This window comes from Microbacterium yannicii PS01, from assembly GCF_000304335.1.
GTDB classification, from domain to species: domain Bacteria; phylum Actinomycetota; class Actinomycetes; order Actinomycetales; family Microbacteriaceae; genus Microbacterium; species Microbacterium yannicii_A.
Genome location: NZ_CAJF01000008.1, coordinates 117,171 through 134,196, shown reverse-complemented (window position 1 = coordinate 134,196; position 17,026 = coordinate 117,171). Strand labels below are relative to the sequence as shown.

Annotated in this window: 20 protein-coding genes; 6 read left to right on the top strand and 14 right to left on the bottom strand. The window is 69.6% G+C overall.

The features are described 5' to 3' along the window. Positions 1-3: 3 nt before the first annotated feature. Together sucC and WYM_RS19515 are read right to left on the bottom strand one after the other, a co-directional pair. Positions 4-1,167, bottom strand: a complete 1,164-nt coding sequence (gene sucC / locus WYM_RS06695; RefSeq protein WP_019180055.1) for an ADP-forming succinate--CoA ligase subunit beta — start codon at positions 1,165-1,167, stop codon at positions 4-6. A gap of 174 nt (positions 1,168-1,341) precedes the next feature. Next, positions 1,342-2,961, bottom strand: coding sequence for an FAD-dependent oxidoreductase (locus tag WYM_RS19515; RefSeq protein WP_237739330.1), 1,620 nt, complete (start codon positions 2,959-2,961; stop codon positions 1,342-1,344). Positions 2,962-3,060: 99 nt separating this feature from the next. Between WYM_RS19515 and WYM_RS06685 the strand changes: the two genes are divergently transcribed. The 4 genes from WYM_RS06685 (at position 3,061) to WYM_RS06665 (ending at position 6,229) form a co-directional block, all read left to right on the top strand. Next, positions 3,061-3,759 (top strand): TetR family transcriptional regulator, encoded by a 699-nt coding sequence (locus tag WYM_RS06685; protein WP_019180053.1) that lies wholly within the window; start codon positions 3,061-3,063, stop codon positions 3,757-3,759. A 123-nt stretch (positions 3,760-3,882) separates the two neighbouring features. After that, complete coding sequence (locus WYM_RS06675) at positions 3,883-5,028, top strand: alcohol dehydrogenase catalytic domain-containing protein (RefSeq protein ID WP_019180052.1); 1,146 nt, start codon at positions 3,883-3,885, stop codon at positions 5,026-5,028. Then, positions 5,025-5,774: an SDR family oxidoreductase gene (locus WYM_RS06670; protein ID WP_019180051.1), complete on the top strand. Its 750-nt coding sequence runs from the start codon at positions 5,025-5,027 to the stop codon at positions 5,772-5,774. The genes WYM_RS06675 and WYM_RS06670 overlap by 4 nt, the downstream gene beginning before the upstream one ends. Then, the gene (locus WYM_RS06665) at positions 5,771-6,229 is read left to right on the top strand and encodes a MaoC family dehydratase (protein WP_019180050.1); all 459 of its coding nucleotides are present in this window, start codon (positions 5,771-5,773) and stop codon (positions 6,227-6,229) included. The genes WYM_RS06670 and WYM_RS06665 overlap by 4 nt, the downstream gene beginning before the upstream one ends. Before the next feature lie 30 nt (positions 6,230-6,259). On the opposite strand, the gene WYM_RS19510 is transcribed toward WYM_RS06665, so the two are convergent. The 7 genes from WYM_RS19510 to WYM_RS06630 form a co-directional block, all read right to left on the bottom strand. Next, complete coding sequence (locus tag WYM_RS19510) at positions 6,260-6,751, bottom strand: cupin domain-containing protein (RefSeq protein ID WP_019180049.1); 492 nt, start codon at positions 6,749-6,751, stop codon at positions 6,260-6,262. 94 nt (positions 6,752-6,845) lie between these two features. After that, the gene (locus WYM_RS22355; protein WP_019180048.1) at positions 6,846-6,977 is read right to left on the bottom strand and encodes a hypothetical protein; all 132 of its coding nucleotides are present in this window, start codon (positions 6,975-6,977) and stop codon (positions 6,846-6,848) included. A gap of 15 nt (positions 6,978-6,992) precedes the next feature. Further along, complete coding sequence (locus WYM_RS21690) at positions 6,993-7,145, bottom strand: hypothetical protein (protein ID WP_019180047.1); 153 nt, start codon at positions 7,143-7,145, stop codon at positions 6,993-6,995. After that, positions 7,142-7,999: a class I SAM-dependent methyltransferase gene (locus WYM_RS06645; RefSeq protein ID WP_019180046.1), complete on the bottom strand. Its 858-nt coding sequence runs from the start codon at positions 7,997-7,999 to the stop codon at positions 7,142-7,144. Before WYM_RS06645 ends, WYM_RS21690 begins: the two co-directional genes overlap by 4 nt. A 120-nt stretch (positions 8,000-8,119) precedes the next feature. After that, positions 8,120-9,208, bottom strand: a complete 1,089-nt coding sequence (locus WYM_RS06640; protein ID WP_026059620.1) for an alpha/beta fold hydrolase — start codon at positions 9,206-9,208, stop codon at positions 8,120-8,122. A gap of 59 nt (positions 9,209-9,267) precedes the next feature. Further along, entirely contained in the window at positions 9,268-9,564 is a 297-nt protein-coding gene (locus WYM_RS22175; RefSeq protein WP_019180044.1) for a hypothetical protein, read from the bottom strand. A gap of 150 nt (positions 9,565-9,714) precedes the next feature. Beyond that, positions 9,715-9,918 (bottom strand): hypothetical protein, encoded by a 204-nt coding sequence (locus WYM_RS06630; RefSeq protein ID WP_019180043.1) that lies wholly within the window; start codon positions 9,916-9,918, stop codon positions 9,715-9,717. 201 nt (positions 9,919-10,119) lie between these two features. Here WYM_RS06630 and WYM_RS06625 point away from each other — a divergent pair, with 201 nt between their 5' ends. Beyond that, complete coding sequence (locus WYM_RS06625; protein WP_019180042.1) at positions 10,120-10,707, top strand: GNAT family N-acetyltransferase; 588 nt, start codon at positions 10,120-10,122, stop codon at positions 10,705-10,707. A 15-nt stretch (positions 10,708-10,722) separates the two neighbouring features. Here the strand turns inward: WYM_RS06625 and WYM_RS06620 are convergent, their stop codons facing one another. Continuing rightward, on the bottom strand, positions 10,723-11,262 hold the full coding sequence (locus tag WYM_RS06620; RefSeq protein ID WP_019180041.1) for a dihydrofolate reductase family protein: 540 nt from the start codon (positions 11,260-11,262) through the stop codon (positions 10,723-10,725). A gap of 106 nt (positions 11,263-11,368) precedes the next feature. On the opposite strand from WYM_RS06620, the gene WYM_RS06615 reads away from it, so the two are divergent. Continuing rightward, positions 11,369-12,007: a TetR/AcrR family transcriptional regulator gene (locus WYM_RS06615; RefSeq protein WP_019180040.1), complete on the top strand. Its 639-nt coding sequence runs from the start codon at positions 11,369-11,371 to the stop codon at positions 12,005-12,007. 24 nt (positions 12,008-12,031) lie between these two features. Here WYM_RS06615 and WYM_RS19505 read toward each other — a convergent pair whose 3' ends face one another. The 4 genes from WYM_RS19505 to WYM_RS19490 form a co-directional block, all read right to left on the bottom strand. Further along, entirely contained in the window at positions 12,032-12,889 is an 858-nt protein-coding gene (locus tag WYM_RS19505; protein WP_019180039.1) for an alpha/beta fold hydrolase, read from the bottom strand. Between the two features lie 337 nt (positions 12,890-13,226). Next, positions 13,227-14,984, bottom strand: coding sequence for a cation:proton antiporter (locus WYM_RS19500; protein ID WP_019180037.1), 1,758 nt, complete (start codon positions 14,982-14,984; stop codon positions 13,227-13,229). A 20-nt stretch (positions 14,985-15,004) separates the two neighbouring features. After that, complete coding sequence (locus tag WYM_RS19495; protein ID WP_019180036.1) at positions 15,005-16,066, bottom strand: redoxin family protein; 1,062 nt, start codon at positions 16,064-16,066, stop codon at positions 15,005-15,007. After that, positions 16,053-17,003: an alpha/beta fold hydrolase gene (locus tag WYM_RS19490; protein ID WP_019180035.1), complete on the bottom strand. Its 951-nt coding sequence runs from the start codon at positions 17,001-17,003 to the stop codon at positions 16,053-16,055. The genes WYM_RS19495 and WYM_RS19490 overlap by 14 nt, the downstream gene beginning before the upstream one ends. Between the last annotated feature and the right edge of the window lie 23 nt (positions 17,004-17,026).

Here is a 17,026-nt window from a genome sequence, read left to right as displayed (position 1 = left end):
GCGTCAGGCGTTGGCGAGCTCGGCGGCCTTGTCGGCGCCCTCGTCCATCGTGGCGGCCAGGGTGACGAGCGGGTGGTTGGCGTCCTGGAGGATCTTGCGACCTTCTTCGACGCGGTTGCCGTCCAGGCGCACGACGAGCGGCTTCGACGCGGTCGAGCCGAGCTCGGCGAGGGCGCCGACGATGCCCTTGGCGACCGCGTCGCATGCGGTGATGCCGCCGAAGACGTTGACGAACACGCTCTTGACCTGCGGGTCGCCCAGGATGACGTCCAGTCCCGCGGCCATGACCTCGGCCGATGCGCCGCCGCCGATGTCGAGGAAGTTGGCGGGCTTGACGCCGCCGTGGTTCTCGCCGGCGTAGGCGACGACGTCGAGGGTGGACATGACCAGGCCCGCACCGTTGCCGATGATGCCGACCTGCCCGTCGAGCTTGACGTAGTTGAGGTCGTTCTCCTTGGCCTTGGCCTCGAGCGGGTCGGCGGCGTCCTTGTCTTCGAGCAGGGCGTGACCGGCGTGGCGGAACTCGGCGTTCTCGTCCAGGGTGACCTTGCCGTCGAGGGCGATGATGTCGCCCTCCTCGGTGAGGACGAGCGGGTTGACCTCGACGAGGGTCGCGTCCTCGCTCTTGTAGACGTTGTAGAGCTTGACGAAGACGTCGCTCACCTTGTCGACGAGCGCGGCGTCGAACCCGGCGGCCTCGGCGATCTCGACGGCCTTCGCCTTGTCGATCCCGGTGCCGGGGTTCACGTCGATGCGTGCGAGAGCCTCGGGACGCTCGACCGCGAGCTCCTCGATCTCCATCCCGCCCTCGACGCTGCACAGCGACAGGTACGAGCGGTTCGCGCGGTCCAGCAGCACGGAGAAGTAGTACTCCTTGTCGATGCGCGCGCCCTGCGCGACCATGACGCGCTTGACGACGTGGCCCTTGATGTCGAGGCCGAGAATGGCCTTCGCGGCCTCGTACGCCTCGTCGGGGGTCTTCGCGACCTTCACGCCGCCGGCCTTGCCACGGCCGCCGGTCTTGACCTGCGCCTTGACGACGACGACTCCGCCGATCTTCTCGGCCGCGGCCCGCACCTCCTCCGGCGTGTCGGCGACGATGCCGGCGAGAACCGGCACCTCGTACTTCTCGAAAAGGTCACGTGCCTGGTACTCGTACAGATCCACAGTGCATTCCTTCGCAGGTGGCGAATGGGGTGGGACGACGCGAAAAGCGTCTCGACGTCGAGATATCGACCAGTTCCCCAGCCTACTACCGCTGGCTGGACGCCCCCGACCGCAGCGGTCCGCACGAGCGTTCAACGCATCGTGAAGGATGTGCGCAGAGACGGCCGAGGAGCGTCATCCCGGCGTAGGAACGGTCTGGTCGATCTCCTCGCCCGGAACACGGGGCAGCCGCGCGAGGTCGCACAGCGCCGGGCCCTCGATCCGGCTCCCCTGCGCGGTGAACCGCGAGGCGTGCAGCGGGCAGTCCCATGTGAGCTCGGCGTCGTTCCACCGGAGTACGCCGCCGAGGTGCGGGCACACCGCGCTGACGGCCCGCGTGACGCCGTCGACGGTGGAGATGCCGACCGGATGCCCGGCGCGGTTCGCCACCACGCCTTCTCCCTCGCCCGGCCTGTGCACCGGCGCCGGCACCGCCTGCGCGCCGAGCCATCCCGATGCCGCCTCCCAGCCGACGCGGAGGTTCTCGACGCCGCCGCGCGCGAGGTCGGCGGGCACCGTGAAACGGGTCGAGATGACGTTCATCCAGTCGGGTCGGTCCCGTCGCGGCACCCGGCGGATCTCCGAGACGATCCGCAAGGCGGCAGCGGGGGCGTTCGACAGCCCCCATTTGCCGTAGCCGGTCGCGAAGCGGATCCGCCCGAGCCCGCGCGGCATCGCCCCCACGAAGGGGATGAGGTCGTGCGACTGGTAGTCCTGTGCCGACCACGCTGCCACGGGCTCTGCGCCCGGGAAGTGGTTCTTCGTCCACGCGACGAGTTCGTCGACGCGCTCGGCCGGCGACTCCGAGCGTCCGACCGGGAAGCCGTTCCCGCCGACGATGAGCTGGGCGGCGCCGGCCGGTCCGTCGGCGGGCGTGATCGAGCGCACCGACTTGGTCTCACCGTCCACCGAGAGGTACAGGCCCTCCGGCAGAGGCGCGTCGGTGGCGAACGCCACGCACGAGGAGCGCAGTCCGCGGACCTTGGCGAAATAGAGACCGCGGTCGATGATCGGTGTCGCTGTGGCGAGCACGACCTGGTCGGCGGCGGCGTAGCCCTGGGTGGTCTCGACGCCCGCGCGCGGCGCGGTGTGGGCCTGGGTCACGCGCACGCCGGTGTGCAGCACCCCGCCGGCGGCGAGATACGCCCGCGCCAGCGCTATCAGCATCTGCTGAGGATCGATCGCGACCTGCTCGTCCAAGGTGACGGCATCCACGACGGGGAAGGGTGACTGCGCGAGCAGGTCGGGCTCGACCCGTCGTACCGGCAGACCGGCCTCGAGGGCCGCGCGCACCTCGGCGTCCACGGTCCCCACCCCGTCGGACGTCTGCGCATACGAATAAGAGGTGCGGTGCGAGAACGGCACGCCAAGCTCGTCGGCCATGGAAGTCAGCCACTCTGCGCCGTCGCGATTGGCATCGACATACGCCCGCACCAGGCGCGCCGGGTGATGGCGGCGCAGCGTCGAGAGCGTGGAGCCCTGCAGAAGCGAGAGCTTGCCCGTGTTGGCTCCCGACGCGAGTTCGCCGACCTCCCCCGCCTCGATGATCGACACGTCGCGCCCCGCGCGGGCGAGCATCAGTCCGGTTGCCAGACCTGTGAACCCGGCGCCGACGATGACGACGTCGCGATGCGTGCCCGTCTCGAACGGCGTGCCGCTCACCCGTTCGGAATCGAGCTTCCAGATCGGCGTCATCGCCCCGGTGATCCGTTCCCCGCTCATGATCTCCCCAGTCGTCACTCCCCCAGTCGTCATCTCCCCAGTGAAGTCGCCCCGGCGCCGATCATCCAGCGTCTTGACAGGCCCTCTCCCGGGTGCGAGCCGAGCGCGCGCGAGGACTAGGCTCTCCCCGAGATGTCCGACACTGCTGCCGCCCCCGCCTCACAGGCCGCGCCGCGCGCGGCCGTCGTGGCCGCCGCCCTCGAGCTGTTCGCCCGGCAGGGTTTCGACCAGACGTCGGTCGAGCAGATCGCCCAGGCCGCGGGCGTCTCGCGCTCGACGTTCTTCCGGCAGTTCGGCGGGAAGGACGACGTCGTCTTCGCCGATCACGAGGTGCAGCTCGACCGACTGCGCGCGTTCCTCGCCCAGCCCCACGACGATCCCTGGCAGGCCGTGTGCGAGGCATCCGTCCTCGTGTACACCCATTTCGTGGCGGATCCCGAGCTCGCGCGGCGGCGCTACGCCGTCGTGCGCGGCGTGCCCGCGCTGCGCGATCGCGAGATCGTCACGGTCTTCCGCTATGAGCGGCTGTTCGACGAATACCTCCGCGCGTCACTGCCCGGCCTGGATCCCCTGGATGCCGTGGGTTTCTCGGCGCTGATCACCGCGATCCACAATCACGTGCTGCGCCAGCTGCTGCGCGGCACGAAGAAGGTGCCGGTCTCGGTGCTGCGCACGGCTCTCGACGACGCGCGACGCCGCTTCGGCGTCCTGCCTCGGACGGACGGCGCCTCCGCCGCGAGCGGGGATGATGATGTCGTCGTCGCGGTGTTCCCGCGCGCGATGCCGACCGCCGAAGTTGCCCGCCGACTTCGGGAGCGCCTCGACAGCTGAGGGCTTCGGCGTCTCGCGCGATTCGCGAACATACCGCCTGGTCGGTATGGTGGACTCCATCGGCGCACGCGTCGACCCGGCGACGATGCCGGCACACCAGGACGAACTCGACGAGGAGGTCGGATGCTGATCACCGGAGCTGTGCTGGAGCGCTCAGGCGCTGAGGCGCCTTACGCTCAGTCCCACCCCTTCACCGTGGGCGAGCTCGAGCTGCATCCGCCGGGACCGGGCGAGCTCCTCGTGCGCATCGAGGCGGCCGGCGTCTGCCACTCCGACCTCAGCGTCGTCGACGGCAATCGTGTGCGCCCGACCCCGATGCTGCTGGGCCACGAGGCGGCGGGCATCGTCGAGGTCGTCGGCGACGCAGTGACAGACGTCGAAGCGGGCGCCCGGGTCGTGATGACCTTCCTTCCCCGCTGCGGCGACTGCGAGGGATGCCGCACCGACGGCCGCCTGCCGTGCGCCCCCGGCACGGCGGCGAACAACGCCGGCACGCTGATCGGCGGAGGCGTCCGCCTGCAGCGCGCCACTGCTGCCGGTGCGGAGCCCGTGAACCACCACCTGGGCGTGTCGGCGTTCGCGACCCACGCGGTGGTCAGTCGCACGTCGGTCGTGCCGGTCGACGCCGACGTCCCTGCTGACATCGCCGCCCTGCTCGGTTGCGCCGTGCTCACGGGCGGCGGCGCCGTGATCAACGCCGGCCGACCGGCGCAGGACGACCGCGTCATCGTGGTCGGCCTCGGCGGAGTGGGCATGGCCGCCCTGCTGGTGGCCGTCGCCCTGGGCCACGACGTGATCGGCGTCGACACCGTGCCCGGCAAGCTCGATCTCGCACGCGCGTGCGGCGCCGTCGAGGCGCTCACGCCCGCGGATGCCGTGGACCGCGGCATCCGCGCGCCCGTGGTCGTCGAGGCCGCCGGAGCGGCGCCGGCCCTCGAGACCGCGCTCGCACTCACCGCACCGGGCGGCACGACGGTCACCGTCGGGTTGCCGGCGCCGGACGCGCGTGCGCGCGTGTCACCGCTGCAGCTCACCGCCGAGGCGCGCACCATCGTCGGCAGCTACCTCGGGTCGGCCGTGCCGAGCCGTGACATCCCCCGCTACATCGAGCTCTGGCGGGCCGGACGCCTGCCGCTCGAACGTCTCGTCTCGTCTCGCATCGGCCTCGGCGACATCGACGCGGCCATGGACCGGCTCGCCGCGGGCGGAGAGCTGCGCCAGCTGATCACGTTCGACCCCGCCCGATCTCTCGAAAGGAAAGACGCATGACCAGAATCGCCATCGTCACCGGCGCCGCGCGCGGCATCGGCGCGGCCACCGCGCAGCGCCTCGCCACCGACGGACACGCCGTCGCGGTGCTCGACCTCGACGAATCGCAGTGCGCGGGCACGGTGACCGCGATCACGGATGCCGGGGGCCGGGCGCTTGCCGTCGGCGCGAACGTGTCGGACGCCGCGTCGGTCGAGCGAGCCGTGGCCCGTGTCGCCGAAGAGCTCGGGGCGCCGACGATCCTCGTCAACAACGCCGGCATCATCCGTGACAACCTGCTCTTCAAAATGACCGAGGAGGACTGGGATGCGGTGATGTCGGTGCATCTGCGCGGCGCCTTCCTCATGACGCGCGCGGTGCAGGAGCACCAGGTGAAGGAGGGCTGGGGCCGCATCGTGAACCTGTCGTCGACGTCGGCCCTCGGCAATCGCGGGCAGGCGAACTACGCCGCCGCCAAGGCGGGGATGCAGGGCTTCACCAAGACGCTCGCGATCGAACTCGGCCGGTACGGGGTCACCGCGAACGCGATCGCGCCCGGCTTCATCGTGACCGACATGACGCGCTCGACAGCAGACCGCCTCGGTGTCAGCTTCGAGGACTTCATCGCCCACAATGCGAACGAGATCCCGGTGCAGCGCGCGGGCTATCCCGAAGACATCGCGGCCGCCGCCGCCTTCTTCTGCTCGGAAGAGGCCGGCTTCGTCTCCGGCCAGGTGCTCTACGTCGCGGGAGGTCCGCGCGCATGAGCATCTCACTCGACTCCCCCACTGAACTGACGGATGCCGTCGGGCGCTCGGCCACCGGCGACTGGTTCACCGTCGATCAGCAGCGCGTCCAGGCGTTCGCGGACGCCACCGAGGACTGGCAGTGGATCCACCTCGACGCCGAGCGCGCGGCATCCGGTCCCTTCGGCGCCACCATCGCCCACGGCTACCTCACTCTGTCACTGCTTCCCCGACTCACGGCCGGTCTTCTCGCTGTCGATGGAACGTCGATGGTCGTGAACTACGGCCTCGACCGAGTCAGGTTCCTGCAGCCGGTGGTCGTCGACTCGCGCGTCCGCGCGGTGACCGAGGTCGCGTCCGTCGACGCGACTCCGCAGGGGCACCGTGTGGTGCTGCGCACGACGGTCGAGCTCGAGGGCTCTGAGCGCCCGGCGCTCGTGGCAGACGCCGTCGCGCTCTTCGTTCCGGACGCCTGAGACGAGGCGCGTGATTGTGGCCGGGGTGGGTCAGTGCGCCTCGACCGCGTCACACTGGCTGAGGTCGGTCTGGGCGAGCGGCTCACCTTCGGCGATCACGTACGTCACGAGAAGGACGACGTCTTCGTCACCCTCGTTGATCCCCTGATGCGGGTACCCGGCGCCCTCGACGATCGCGTCACCGGCGCGGTAGATGTGCACGCCGGTCGGGTAGATCGGCGCGTAGTGGGTCAGAGCGCCCTGCTCGACGACTGCGATGAGCTGTCCGGCGTGGCAGTGCTCGCCGGTACCGGCGCCGGGACGAAGGGTGATCTCGCGGAAGACGACCTGCGAGGGTCCTGCGACCTCGACGTCGACACCGTCGTGATCCTCGCCCGCGGCGAGATCCACCGCGGTCACCGGAGGCGGGGTCTCACTGGGCGTCGGCGCAGCGGTCGGCGCAGCCGCCGCCGAGCCGCAGCCCGTGAGCAGCAAGGCTCCCGAAACGAGGAGGGCGAGCAGGGGCGAGCGATGGCCAGGCATGCCGTCAGCGTGGCAGAGCCGCGCCCTTTCCGGCAACGAACGACAGCGAACCCCCGCTGCCCCGGTCGGGGAGTGAGGGTTCGCTGCGCGATCGTCAGAGGGATGGAGTGCGGGTGTCGTACGACCAGATCGTCCGCACCCGGCGCGGGGTGTCGCGGATGGTGACGACGACGGCGCTGAGAGCGGCGCCGACGGCGATGACCACGAGAGCGAGAAGAAGAACCATGGCGCGTCGCTTCCTTCACGTCTGCGGAACGAGGCGCCAGGCCACGAACCGAGGGCGGGCGGTCTTCACCGGACGCCGACGGGCCGCCAGTGCGGCATGACGGGCGGTTGCCTCTTGACTGGTTCGGCGGCCGTCGGGCAGCAGCCCGCCGATCATCAGCGGGTTCACGGTCGCTCCTCCCGACGTCTCGCGGTGACGATGAGGTACTCCCACGGCATGACCCCGCCGTCGGAGAACCGATCGGCCAACGCGGCGATCTCGGCATCCAGCTTCGCGACCTTCGCGGCGTCGTCGGCGATGAACCGGTAGACGGCGATGGTCGGACCATAGGTGGCCTTGAAGAAGTCGCGAAGGTCCGCGCCCGTCGCGAATCCCGCGACCTGCAGGGTCTGCTGCCGCGCGACGACCTCCTCGACCCGATCGCCGAACAGCGCCCGGACGTGCTCGACGCTGCCCCACAGCGGGGCCGGTGAGGCACCGGGAGGGGGCGGCGGCGCGTAGGGCTTCATCGTCGCGAAGAGCTGCCCGATGAAGCCGCTCGGCGTCCAGCTGAGAACTCCGAGCGTCCCGCCCGGACGGCATACGCGCACGAGCTCGTCTGCGGCCAGCTGGTGATGCGGGGCGAACATCACGCCGATGCTCGACAGAACGACGTCGAAGTCGGCGTCGGCGAACGGCAGCGCTTCGGCGTCGGCGGTCTGCCACGTCAGGTCGACCCCCTCCGCCTCCGCGCGGCCTCGTCCGACGGCGAGCAGCTCGGGAGTGAGGTCCGTCGCGATCACTTCGGCGCCGCGCCGGGCGGCCGGGATCGCCGAGGTGCCGGTGCCGGCCGCCACGTCGAGCACGCGTTGTCCGGTGCAGACATCGACGGCGTCGACGAGGATGCCGCCGAGCGGGTGGACGATTCGGTCGACGACGGCCGGATAGTCCCCGCTCGCCCACATCGCTGCGTGCTTCGCCTTGAGGGTGCGGTCCTCGTCCGTCGCCGTGATCGTGCCGGTGGTGCTGGTAAAGGATGACATCTGGTTCCTCCTGTGGTGGGTGATGTCACCACGGTAGGAAGCAGCCATCCCGCGCCACATCGGCGCCGACGCGCAACGCCTGCGCCCGCAGGAGGGCCGAGTGGCGGCTGACGCGTAGTGCTACGTGCCCGACAGCAGGCGCCCCACGGCGGCGGTGCGGGCGGTCCGTCCGCTCAGCCCAAGCTTCGCGTAAGCGTTTTGGAGGTGCCGCTCCACGGTCCGCACAGAGAGGAAGAGCTCGGCCGCGATGGCGTCGTTGTCGTATCCGGCGGCCGCGAGCCGCAGGATGTCAAGCTCTCGCAGTGAGATCAACGCGGCGACGTCCTCGGGCGGATCGGCGAGAGCGGTTTCGCGGTCAGGCTCCATGAACCGCGTGATCTCGCCCATGAACGCGGGCCACGCCGGCTCGTCGGCGAGGACGATGTGGTTGTTGCTGTCGAGCGCGACCAGCCGGGCGCCGCGGATGCCGGCGGCCAGCTCCCGTGCGTGGTGGAAGTCGTTCATCTGATCGCCCCGGCTGTGGATCACCAGGGTCGGCAGGTCGAGCTCGGGCATCCGCCAGCTGGCGTCCGACACCTGACGCTGCGTGCGTGAGATCACCGCCGTCTCGGTGTCGCAGGCCATCTGCTGCAGGTCATCCAGCCAGCGCATCTGCTCCTCGGTGCCGCCCGGGATCATCATGCTGCTGAAGACCCGACGAAACTCGGAGGTGGGACGCGCCCAGCCGACCCTGATGAGGGCCTCGAACGCCTCGAGCAGCTCCAGCTCTTCCTTCGACGCTCCGGCCTGCGCTCCCGCATAGCTCCCGTAGAACGCGAGCCGGGTCAGGCGCTCGGGATGCCGGGCCGCGTACTCGAGCGCGATGGGGCCGCCCTGCGCCATGGCCATGAGGGCGAACCGGTCGAGTCCGGCATCCTCGACGACGGCTTCGAGGTCGCCCACCCGGGCCTCGAGGCTGTGGTCGGTGACGCCACGGTCCGACAGCCCGTGGCCCCGTTCGTCGTAACGGATGACGGTCGCGATCTTGCCGAGCTCGACGAGGTAGTGACGCCAGACGGGGCTCTCCCAGTCGAACTGCAGGTGGCTCAGCCAGCAGGCGTCGATCAGCAGCGGCGGCCCGGATCCGTGCACGGCGTAGGCGATCCCGACGCCGTCTGCCGAGCGCGCGAAGCGGATGTCTTGGACGACATCGGCTCTGAGAGCCTCCACGCCGACATCATAGGAGCAGATCGGCGCCAGCACATCAGGTCGCCTGAGCGGCGGCGTCGTCACCGCATCGAGATCGGCCGCTTCTTGGCGCGCACACCGCCCACCAGGATCGCGTCGACGGCATCGATCGCCGCGCGCAGCGACTCGAACTCGACGACCTCCGTCCGTCCTCTGACGAAGAGGACGTAGACGACCGAGTCCTTGCACTCGAGGTAGGCCAGAACCCGTCCTGGATCGTCGGCGTCCGCTTCGGGATCGCAGGCGACCCATCCGCCCTCGCCGACCCAGAGGAGTTCGGGTCGCCGGCGCTGCGGCGGTGCGGAAGCGATCTGATCGGCGGGTGCGTGGGTGCGCATGGGCGTTCCCTCCTGGTCGGCGGCGACTTCGCGAGGTGATGGGCCTCTACGATCGACGCCAGGAACGCCAGCACAATGGGGGTTGACGAACGCGTCGGAACGTGACTCGGCGAGCGCCGTCCGCGGTCTCGGGCAGCGCTCGCCGGATGCTCACCGTCCGGACGGCCGCATCTTGTCGACCCCGTGAGGAAGGGGCCTGTCGGGTTCGGCGGCGGTTTCGGGGTTCACCGGCGATTCGCCTTCGACGCCGTCCTGCCCGGGATAGCGCGGCTCTTCGACGGCGTCCGCCTGGTCGCGTTCCTCCTTCGGCGGCAGGTGGTCGTTGGGCTGCTTCACGTCGTCTCGATCGGTCATGCTCCGAGCATCGATCGGAACGCGAGGTTCTCGCGAGGGGGTTGCCATCCGTGGGCGACGCTGATTCGGGGCGAACGCCGCGCTCTTGCCAGGGCTCCCACCGATCGGCAGACTGGCGCCACGGCGCGCGGACCTCGCGCCGGCGCGTGAGAACCGAGTCGCCGCAAGGCCCTCGACCGATACAGAGGCGGTGGGTCGATCGTGACGTCGCATGTCATCAAGCCGCTCACTCCGGAGACGTTTCCGGCGTGGCTCGCACTCGCGCAGAAGCACAACGGAGTGTGGGGTGGGTGTTACTGCTCGTACTTCCACGGCGACACGGAGCACACCGTCAAGAGCGAACACGACGGGCCGACCTTCAAGCGGCGCCTCGTGGAGGAGGGCGTCGCGCACGCCGCACTCGTCTTCGACGGCGATCACGCCATCGCGTGGTGCGAGTACGGCAGTCCCGTGGAGCTGCCGGGCATCTACCACCGCAAGCAGTACGACGCGAACGAGACTCGTCCGGCTCCGTGGCGCATCACCTGCTTCTTCGTCGACCGCGATCACCGGCGGTCGGGGGTTGCGCGCGAGGCGCTGGACGGCGCGCTGGAGCTGATCGCGAAGGCCGGCGGAGGCGAGGTGGTCTCGTTCCCCAACGAGCTCGTCCCCGGCAAGAAGACGTCGTCCTCGTTCCTGCACAACGGGACGCGGGCGATGTTCGAGAAGGCCGGATTCACGTTCGAGCGGCACATCGGCAAGAGCAAGACCGTCATGCGGACGATCGTTCCCCCGGCCGCCGGCCCCTGATTTCGAGCGCTGGGTTCAGCGGAGGACCCGATAGGTCAGGTGGGCTTCGGCAGCGAAGGCTGAGGTCTCGAGGCGTTCGAGATCGACGCGCTGCCCCAGTCCGGCGAAGAGAGAGATGCCGTCGCCGAGAAGCACCGGAACGACGTGGAGGTGGATCTCGTCGACGATTCCCAGCTGAAGGCACTGTCGCGAAACACTGCCGCCGAGCACGCTGACCCACTTGTCGCCTGCGGCTTCCTGAGCGGTCTCGATGGCGAGGGCGATGTCATCGACGATGAAAGTGTACGTCGTGCCGTCCTTCTCGATCGGCTCGTGCGGCGAGCGCGTCATCAGGAACACCGGAACCTCGAGCGCGCCACCGTAGGGCTCCTCTCCGTCCTCAACCGTCTGCGCCTTGTTGGCTCCGCCGACCACGGCACCGATTCTGCTCATCGCGTTCGCCACAACCTCTTCGTCTTCGGGAGCAGTCGGGATGCCGAACATCCAGCCGACGCCTCCGTCGGCGTCGGCCATGAAACCGTCGAGAGTCACCGTCGCGTGGATCATCGTCGCCATTGTCTTCTCCTTCGCTCTGGGTGGTGAGTCGGTTGTCTCACCTCTAAGAGTGCCCCATCCCCAGAGGTGAGTCAACCGACTCACCACTCGTGCGATACTGGGTCGCATGACGCCCGAGCCCTCCGAGTACCATCGGGCCATCGCGGCGCGCAACCGCGGTGCGATCCTCGACGCCGCCGCCGGGCTGTTCCTCGAGATCGGCTACGACCGGACCTCCCTCGCGCGGGTGGCGCAGAGCGCCGGCGTCTCCAGGGCGACGCTGTTCAAGCAGTTCCCGTCTAAGGCGGAACTCTTCGAAGCGACTGTGCTCGCGGCTGGGAAGGCACCCGATACTCCACCGGTCGACCCGCCCGGCGACGACTCGCTGTCAGGACTCATCCACCTCGGCCGTGCCTACGCCGAGGTGCTCGTCCGTCCGCAGATGCTGGGATTGATGCGGACCATCATTGCGGAGTCGCCGCGCTTCCCCGAACTGCGCGAGCGCACCTTCGACTTCGGAACGCTCCCCGTCCTGCAGTCGCTGCGGCGCTACCTCCGCCAGGTGAGCACCGCACGCTCCGGCGACACCGACGACTCCGAGGTCGCCGCGACGCAGTTTCTCGGCATGATCGCGTCAGCGATCTTCTGGCCACGCCTGGTGCACGGCACCTGGTCGATCACCGAGGAGGAGACGCTCCGGGCGATCGATGAGGCAGCGCAGACGATCGTCGCGCGCTACGCCACCGCGGAGCACCAGGAGAGGTGAGACCCGTCTGCGGGGCCTTGATCGCTACTCGGACGGGGCAGTCTCCCGCCGGACGCTCGCTACGATCTCCTCGGAGATGCGCTCAGGGACTCGCTCAGGAAGCCAGTGGTTCTCGTCGAGGACGACGAACCGGTACGGAGCATCGACGTAGCGCCCGGTGAAGTGTGCCGCCCGCCGGCCCAGGGCCTGGTCCCGCCGGCCCCACAGGTAGACGATCGGAACCCGAGCCGAACCACGCGCCGCGCGACTCGCTCGGCCGTCTGGCAGCCACATGCCTCGATACCAGTGCAGCGCCGCACGAAGAGCACCCCGTGCCCTCATGAAAGAGGCATAGTCCGCCGCGAACGGTCGGGGAAGACCCGTTGCGGCAAGCAGACCATCCAACGTCCGACGCAGCACCATCTCGGGCACGACGGGCAACTGGAAGAAGGCGATGTACGACGACCTCAGAGCCTGGGCCGAAGAGAACGTGGACCGCAGCAGCGCCCGCGGGTGCGGGGTGGACAGGATCGTCATGCCGGTGAAGCGGTCGGGTGCGGCGGCCGCCAGCCGCCACGCGACGAAACCTCCCCAATCGTGTCCGACGAGGTGAATCTGGTGCGCTCCCATCTGGTCGAGGAGCGAGATCACGTCGTCGGTCGCCTCCCGCGCTCGGTAGTCGCGGCGACGCTTCGGGCGAGCAGCCGAGGAGTACCCCCGTTGGTCAAAAGAGATCGTTCGAAGTCCCGCGGCGTTCAGAAGCGAACTGACCTCACCCCATGTGCGCCGAGACCCGGGGAATCCGTGCAGGAGGAGCACGAGCTCACCCTTGAGGGGTCCCGTGTCGGAGACATCGAACCGCAGGCCTGCCCGGGTGAAAGACGTGATCCGCTCATCGGTCATGGTTCCATCCTCGAACCCCGCACCACCGCGAGCGCCGAATCCGGCACACACGCACCCACACCGACCCGCCGATCAGCGACTGTGAGGCCACATCATGCCGCACCACGCGCCCGGGCCCAAGGCGCCCGCCGAGAACGACGCCAAGAAGCACCAGAGCCACCTCTGCGACGCCCTCTCCGAAACAGGACGATCGGTGATTCCGGTAGCCGCCAGCCGGCGGCGACCCTGGAGCGATCGGGCCCACAGCAGGTCCAGCTCCGCGATCGTCAGCTGCTCGAACCGGTGGACCTCGGCCGGCGACACCGGCGCCCCGAACACGGCCCCGGTCGATGCCCGCTCATACCTCTCGACGGCCCGGCGGTCTCGGCGGCGAGTGTGGCGACGAGCTCGCGGCGCCTCTCGTGCGCTGTCCTCTGGCCCCGTTCCCGGGAGAGCCTGCGCCCTGGGGTCTGAATGCTTCATCTCGTCCTCCTCGAGCAGTGGGATCGGTGCGATCCGGCGAACGCGCCGGATCGGGCGGGTCCTGGCCGGCCGCCGTAGCGCGCAACGCGAGCTCCTCCGCGTCGATGGCGCGCAGAGCGCCTTTGACCGCCGGTTCGGAGAACCGGCCTTCCGCTCGCGCGGCGAGGACGGTCTCGCGTTCGGCGCGCAGCATGGCGGCCCGAAGCCGCGCATAGGCGGTGATCAACGACTCGGAATCGAAAGCCGAGGATCGCCGCTCCATCGAGTCCGAGATCAGCGTCGCGTTGATCCGAAGCTGCGAGACGACGCGCTCCTCGTCGGCATCCGTGACCGCGTCATCGAGCGCCTCCAGACCGGCGCTCTGCGCTTCGGCCATCAACAGCTGCCATTGCATCCGTTCCTGCACGCGGTCTGGCGGGGGCAGGCGAAGCCGGCGCACCAGTGCCGGCAGGGTCAGCCCTCCCAGCAGGGTGCCGACGACCACGACGAACGCCAGGAACTGGAGGAACTCGCGGTACGGAGTGTCGGGCGGGAGCAGGAATACCGCGGCGAGCGTCACCACCCCTCGCACGTTCGCTGCGGCGATGACCACGGCGTTGCGCCATTGCACGTTCTGCTCCCGCAGGCGCCGTGGGCCTTTCCGGAAGAGCAGGGCCACCGACAGCACGAACGCGAAGCGAGCGATGACGAGTGCGGCCAGCACGGCGGCGCTGATCCCGATCGTGGGCCACAGCCCGGGTCCGGTCTGCACAGCCCCCGCGACGATGCTGGAGAGATTGAGTCCGATGAGCAGGAAGACGGCGTTCTCGAGAAGGAACTGGATGGTGCGCCAGTTCACCGTCTCGGCGATGCGGGCAGGCGCGGACTGCACGATCGGTGATCGGTACCCGAGATACAGACCGGCGACGACCACCGCGAGCACGCCGGAGCCGAGCAAGGCCTGGGCGGCGATGAAGGCGAGATAGGGCGTGATGAGGGCGAGGCTGGTGTCCAGCACGACGGAGTCCAGCCGAGACCGGACCGCAGCCATCACCCAGCCGACGACGAAGCCGACACCGACGCCCACGACCACTGCGAGGACGAACTCGCCGAGGACGGCCTGCGCGCTCACGCTCGCGGACATCGCGAGCACGGCGGCGTGGAGGGCGACGAGCGCGGCAGCATCGTTCAGCAGGCTCTCGCCCTCCAGAACCGTCACCACGCGTCGAGGAAGGCCGATCCTGCTGGCCACGGCCTCGACAGCCACCGTGTCGTTGGGCGCGACGACCGCGCCGAAGGCGAACGCCGCCGCGAGTCCGATGACGGGCAGCAGCGCCCATGCCGTGAGCCCGACGACAAGGACGGTGAAGAGCACCGTGCCTACGGAAAGGATGAGGATGCTGTCGCGCCGACGGCGGATGTCGACGAACGAGGTACGGACCGCCTCGGCGAACAGCAGTGGCGGCAGCACCCCGAAGAGAATGAGCTCCGGCTCCAGCTCGATGGCCGGGATCCCGGGAAGGTACGACGCGGCGCCGCCGACGGCGACGAGGATGACGGGTGCCGACCATCCCAGACGCCGCGAGAGGCCGGTCACCGTGACGGTGACCAGCACGAAGGCCACCGTCCAGGCCACGACCGATACGGGGTACACGGATCGCTCCCGGCTCGTCTTCAGCCGAAGGTGAGGCAGTACGCTGCCGCACCCGCCTCGAGGAACTCGATCTGCACCACGCGATCGACCACGGCGCCCGTCTGCCGAACCAGTTGAAGGGTGTTCGCGTCGACGATCGTGCCGCGGCCGTCGGCGTCGATGTCGGCTCCATGGTCGATGCCGATCGGCGCACCGTCGAGGGTGACACGGATGGGGACGGCACGCCCCGGCGCGGGAGCCGCGACCAGGTTCACGTCGCGGGCCCGGAAGGCGAACGACAGCCGGCTTCCGGGCGCCGCCACCTCGACGGCCTCGCGGGTCACCGACCACTCCCCCTCGAGGCTCCAGGTGTTGCGGCCCAGCCGGCCGGCCGGCGGGAAGGAGTGCGGTCGGTCGTACGGAGCAGACATCCCGCCCACGAAGCCGTCGGCACGGTCATAGCCCAGGTAGGTCTCCGGCGAGCCGAGCGACGCCCAGTCCGCGGCGACCTCGAGACCGCGAGGCTCCACGTCCACCAGATCGAGATCGATCTCCGCGCCGGCTTCGACGAGAAGCTGCTGGATCGCCATCTCGGTCATGGCGTACTCGCCCTCGCCGAAGTGATGGAACCGCACGCGACCGTGCGCGTCGGCGAGGTACACAGCGGGCCAGTAGTGGTTCGCGAAGTCCTCCCATACGCCGTAGTGGTCGTCGATGGCGATCGGGTAGTCCACTCCCAGATCCTGGGAACGCGCGATCACGTTCGACAGGTCGCGCTCGAATCGGAACTCGGGGGTGTGCACGCCCACGACGGTGAGCCCGGACGCGGCGTACTTCGCGTTCCATGCCTTGAGGTACGGAAGAGTGCGCAGCCAGTTCACGCATGTATACGTCCAGAAGTCCACGAGGACCACCCGTCCGCGCAGGGCGTCCGAGCTCAACGGCTTCGAGTTGAGCCATCCGCGGGCCCGATCGAACGAGCCGAGCCGGCCCTCGACGGGCAGAACGTCCTCTCCCGCTCGGCGGTGGGCGACCGAGCGGGTCTTCGGCCGCAGCGCCCCGGCGGGCGTTGCAGTGCCCGGATCCCCTTCAGGCTCGGACATGCGCCGCCGCCCCTCTCGAGACACCCGCGGCACGACGCTCCACATCCCGCACCGCGTCGGCGAAAGCGAGCGGTGCCTCCTGAGGGAGATCGTGACCGACGCCGCCCTCCACGATCCGGTGCTCGTAGGCTCCGATGAAGCGGTCGCGGTACGTCGACGCGACGGGGTGCGGGGCGCCGTTCGCGTCGCCCTCCATGGTGATCGTGGGCACGGCGATCGTCGGCCGCGCAGCGAGGCGCCGCTCGAGGTCGTCGTGCGCAGGATCACCCTCGGCCAAGCCCAGCCGCCATCGGTAATTGTGGATGACGATGTCGACGTGATCAGGATTGGCGAAGGATGCCGCGCTTCGGGCGAAGGTTCCCTCGTCGAATTTCCATCCGGGCGATGCCGTCTGCCAGATCAGCCGCGCGAAGTCGTCTCGGTACCGTTCGTATCCCGAGCGCCCTCGTTCGGTGGCGAAGTAGAACTGGTACCACCATGAGAGCTCTGCCGCCGGCGCCAGCGGCGACGCGTTCGCCTCGGGGCTTCCGATCAGATACCCGCTGACGGCCACCAGACCGCGGCACCGTTCGGGCCACAGGGCCGCCACGATGTTCGCCGTCCGGGCGCCCCAGTCGAAGCCGGCGATGACGGCATCCTGGATCTGCAGCGCGTCCAGCAGACCGATCACGTCCCGCGCGAACACCGCCTGCTGTCCGTTGCGGCGGGTGGCCGGCGATACGAACCTCGTCGTGCCGAATCCGCGGAGGTGCGGAACGACGACGCGACAACCGGCATCCGCCAGGATCCGAGCGGCGTCTGCGTAGCTGTGGATGTCGTATGGCCACCCGTGCAGCAGCACGACCGGCCGCCCTCCGACCGGGCCGAGGTCCGCGAACCCGATGTCGAGATCGCCGACGCGCACCTGCGAGATCGCCCCGAGCCCCGAAGGGCTCATAGCTGCCGAACCGCCCGTCGCGG

Bases quoted from the DNA above. Each gene is read 5' to 3' on its own strand.
- WYM_RS19515 (WP_237739330.1), bottom strand. From the start codon at position 2,961: ATGACGACTGGGGGAGTGACGACTGGGGAGATCATGAGCGGGGAACGG.
- WYM_RS06685 (WP_019180053.1), top strand. From the start codon at position 3,061: ATGTCCGACACTGCTGCCGCCCCCGCCTCACAGGCCGCGCCGCGCGCG.
- WYM_RS06675 (WP_019180052.1), top strand. From the start codon at position 3,883: ATGCTGATCACCGGAGCTGTGCTGGAGCGCTCAGGCGCTGAGGCGCCT.
- WYM_RS06670 (WP_019180051.1), top strand. From the start codon at position 5,025: ATGACCAGAATCGCCATCGTCACCGGCGCCGCGCGCGGCATCGGCGCG.
- WYM_RS06665 (WP_019180050.1), top strand. From the start codon at position 5,771: ATGAGCATCTCACTCGACTCCCCCACTGAACTGACGGATGCCGTCGGG.
- WYM_RS19510 (WP_019180049.1), bottom strand. From the start codon at position 6,751: ATGCCTGGCCATCGCTCGCCCCTGCTCGCCCTCCTCGTTTCGGGAGCC.
- WYM_RS22355 (WP_019180048.1), bottom strand. From the start codon at position 6,977: ATGGTTCTTCTTCTCGCTCTCGTGGTCATCGCCGTCGGCGCCGCTCTC.
- WYM_RS06645 (WP_019180046.1), bottom strand. From the start codon at position 7,999: ATGTCATCCTTTACCAGCACCACCGGCACGATCACGGCGACGGACGAG.
- WYM_RS22175 (WP_019180044.1), bottom strand. From the start codon at position 9,564: ATGCGCACCCACGCACCCGCCGATCAGATCGCTTCCGCACCGCCGCAG.
- WYM_RS06630 (WP_019180043.1), bottom strand. From the start codon at position 9,918: ATGACCGATCGAGACGACGTGAAGCAGCCCAACGACCACCTGCCGCCG.
- WYM_RS06620 (WP_019180041.1), bottom strand. From the start codon at position 11,262: ATGGCGACGATGATCCACGCGACGGTGACTCTCGACGGTTTCATGGCC.
- WYM_RS06615 (WP_019180040.1), top strand. From the start codon at position 11,369: ATGACGCCCGAGCCCTCCGAGTACCATCGGGCCATCGCGGCGCGCAAC.
- WYM_RS19505 (WP_019180039.1), bottom strand. From the start codon at position 12,889: ATGACCGATGAGCGGATCACGTCTTTCACCCGGGCAGGCCTGCGGTTC.
- WYM_RS19495 (WP_019180036.1), bottom strand. From the start codon at position 16,066: ATGTCCGAGCCTGAAGGGGATCCGGGCACTGCAACGCCCGCCGGGGCG.
- WYM_RS19490 (WP_019180035.1), bottom strand. From the start codon at position 17,003: ATGAGCCCTTCGGGGCTCGGGGCGATCTCGCAGGTGCGCGTCGGCGAT.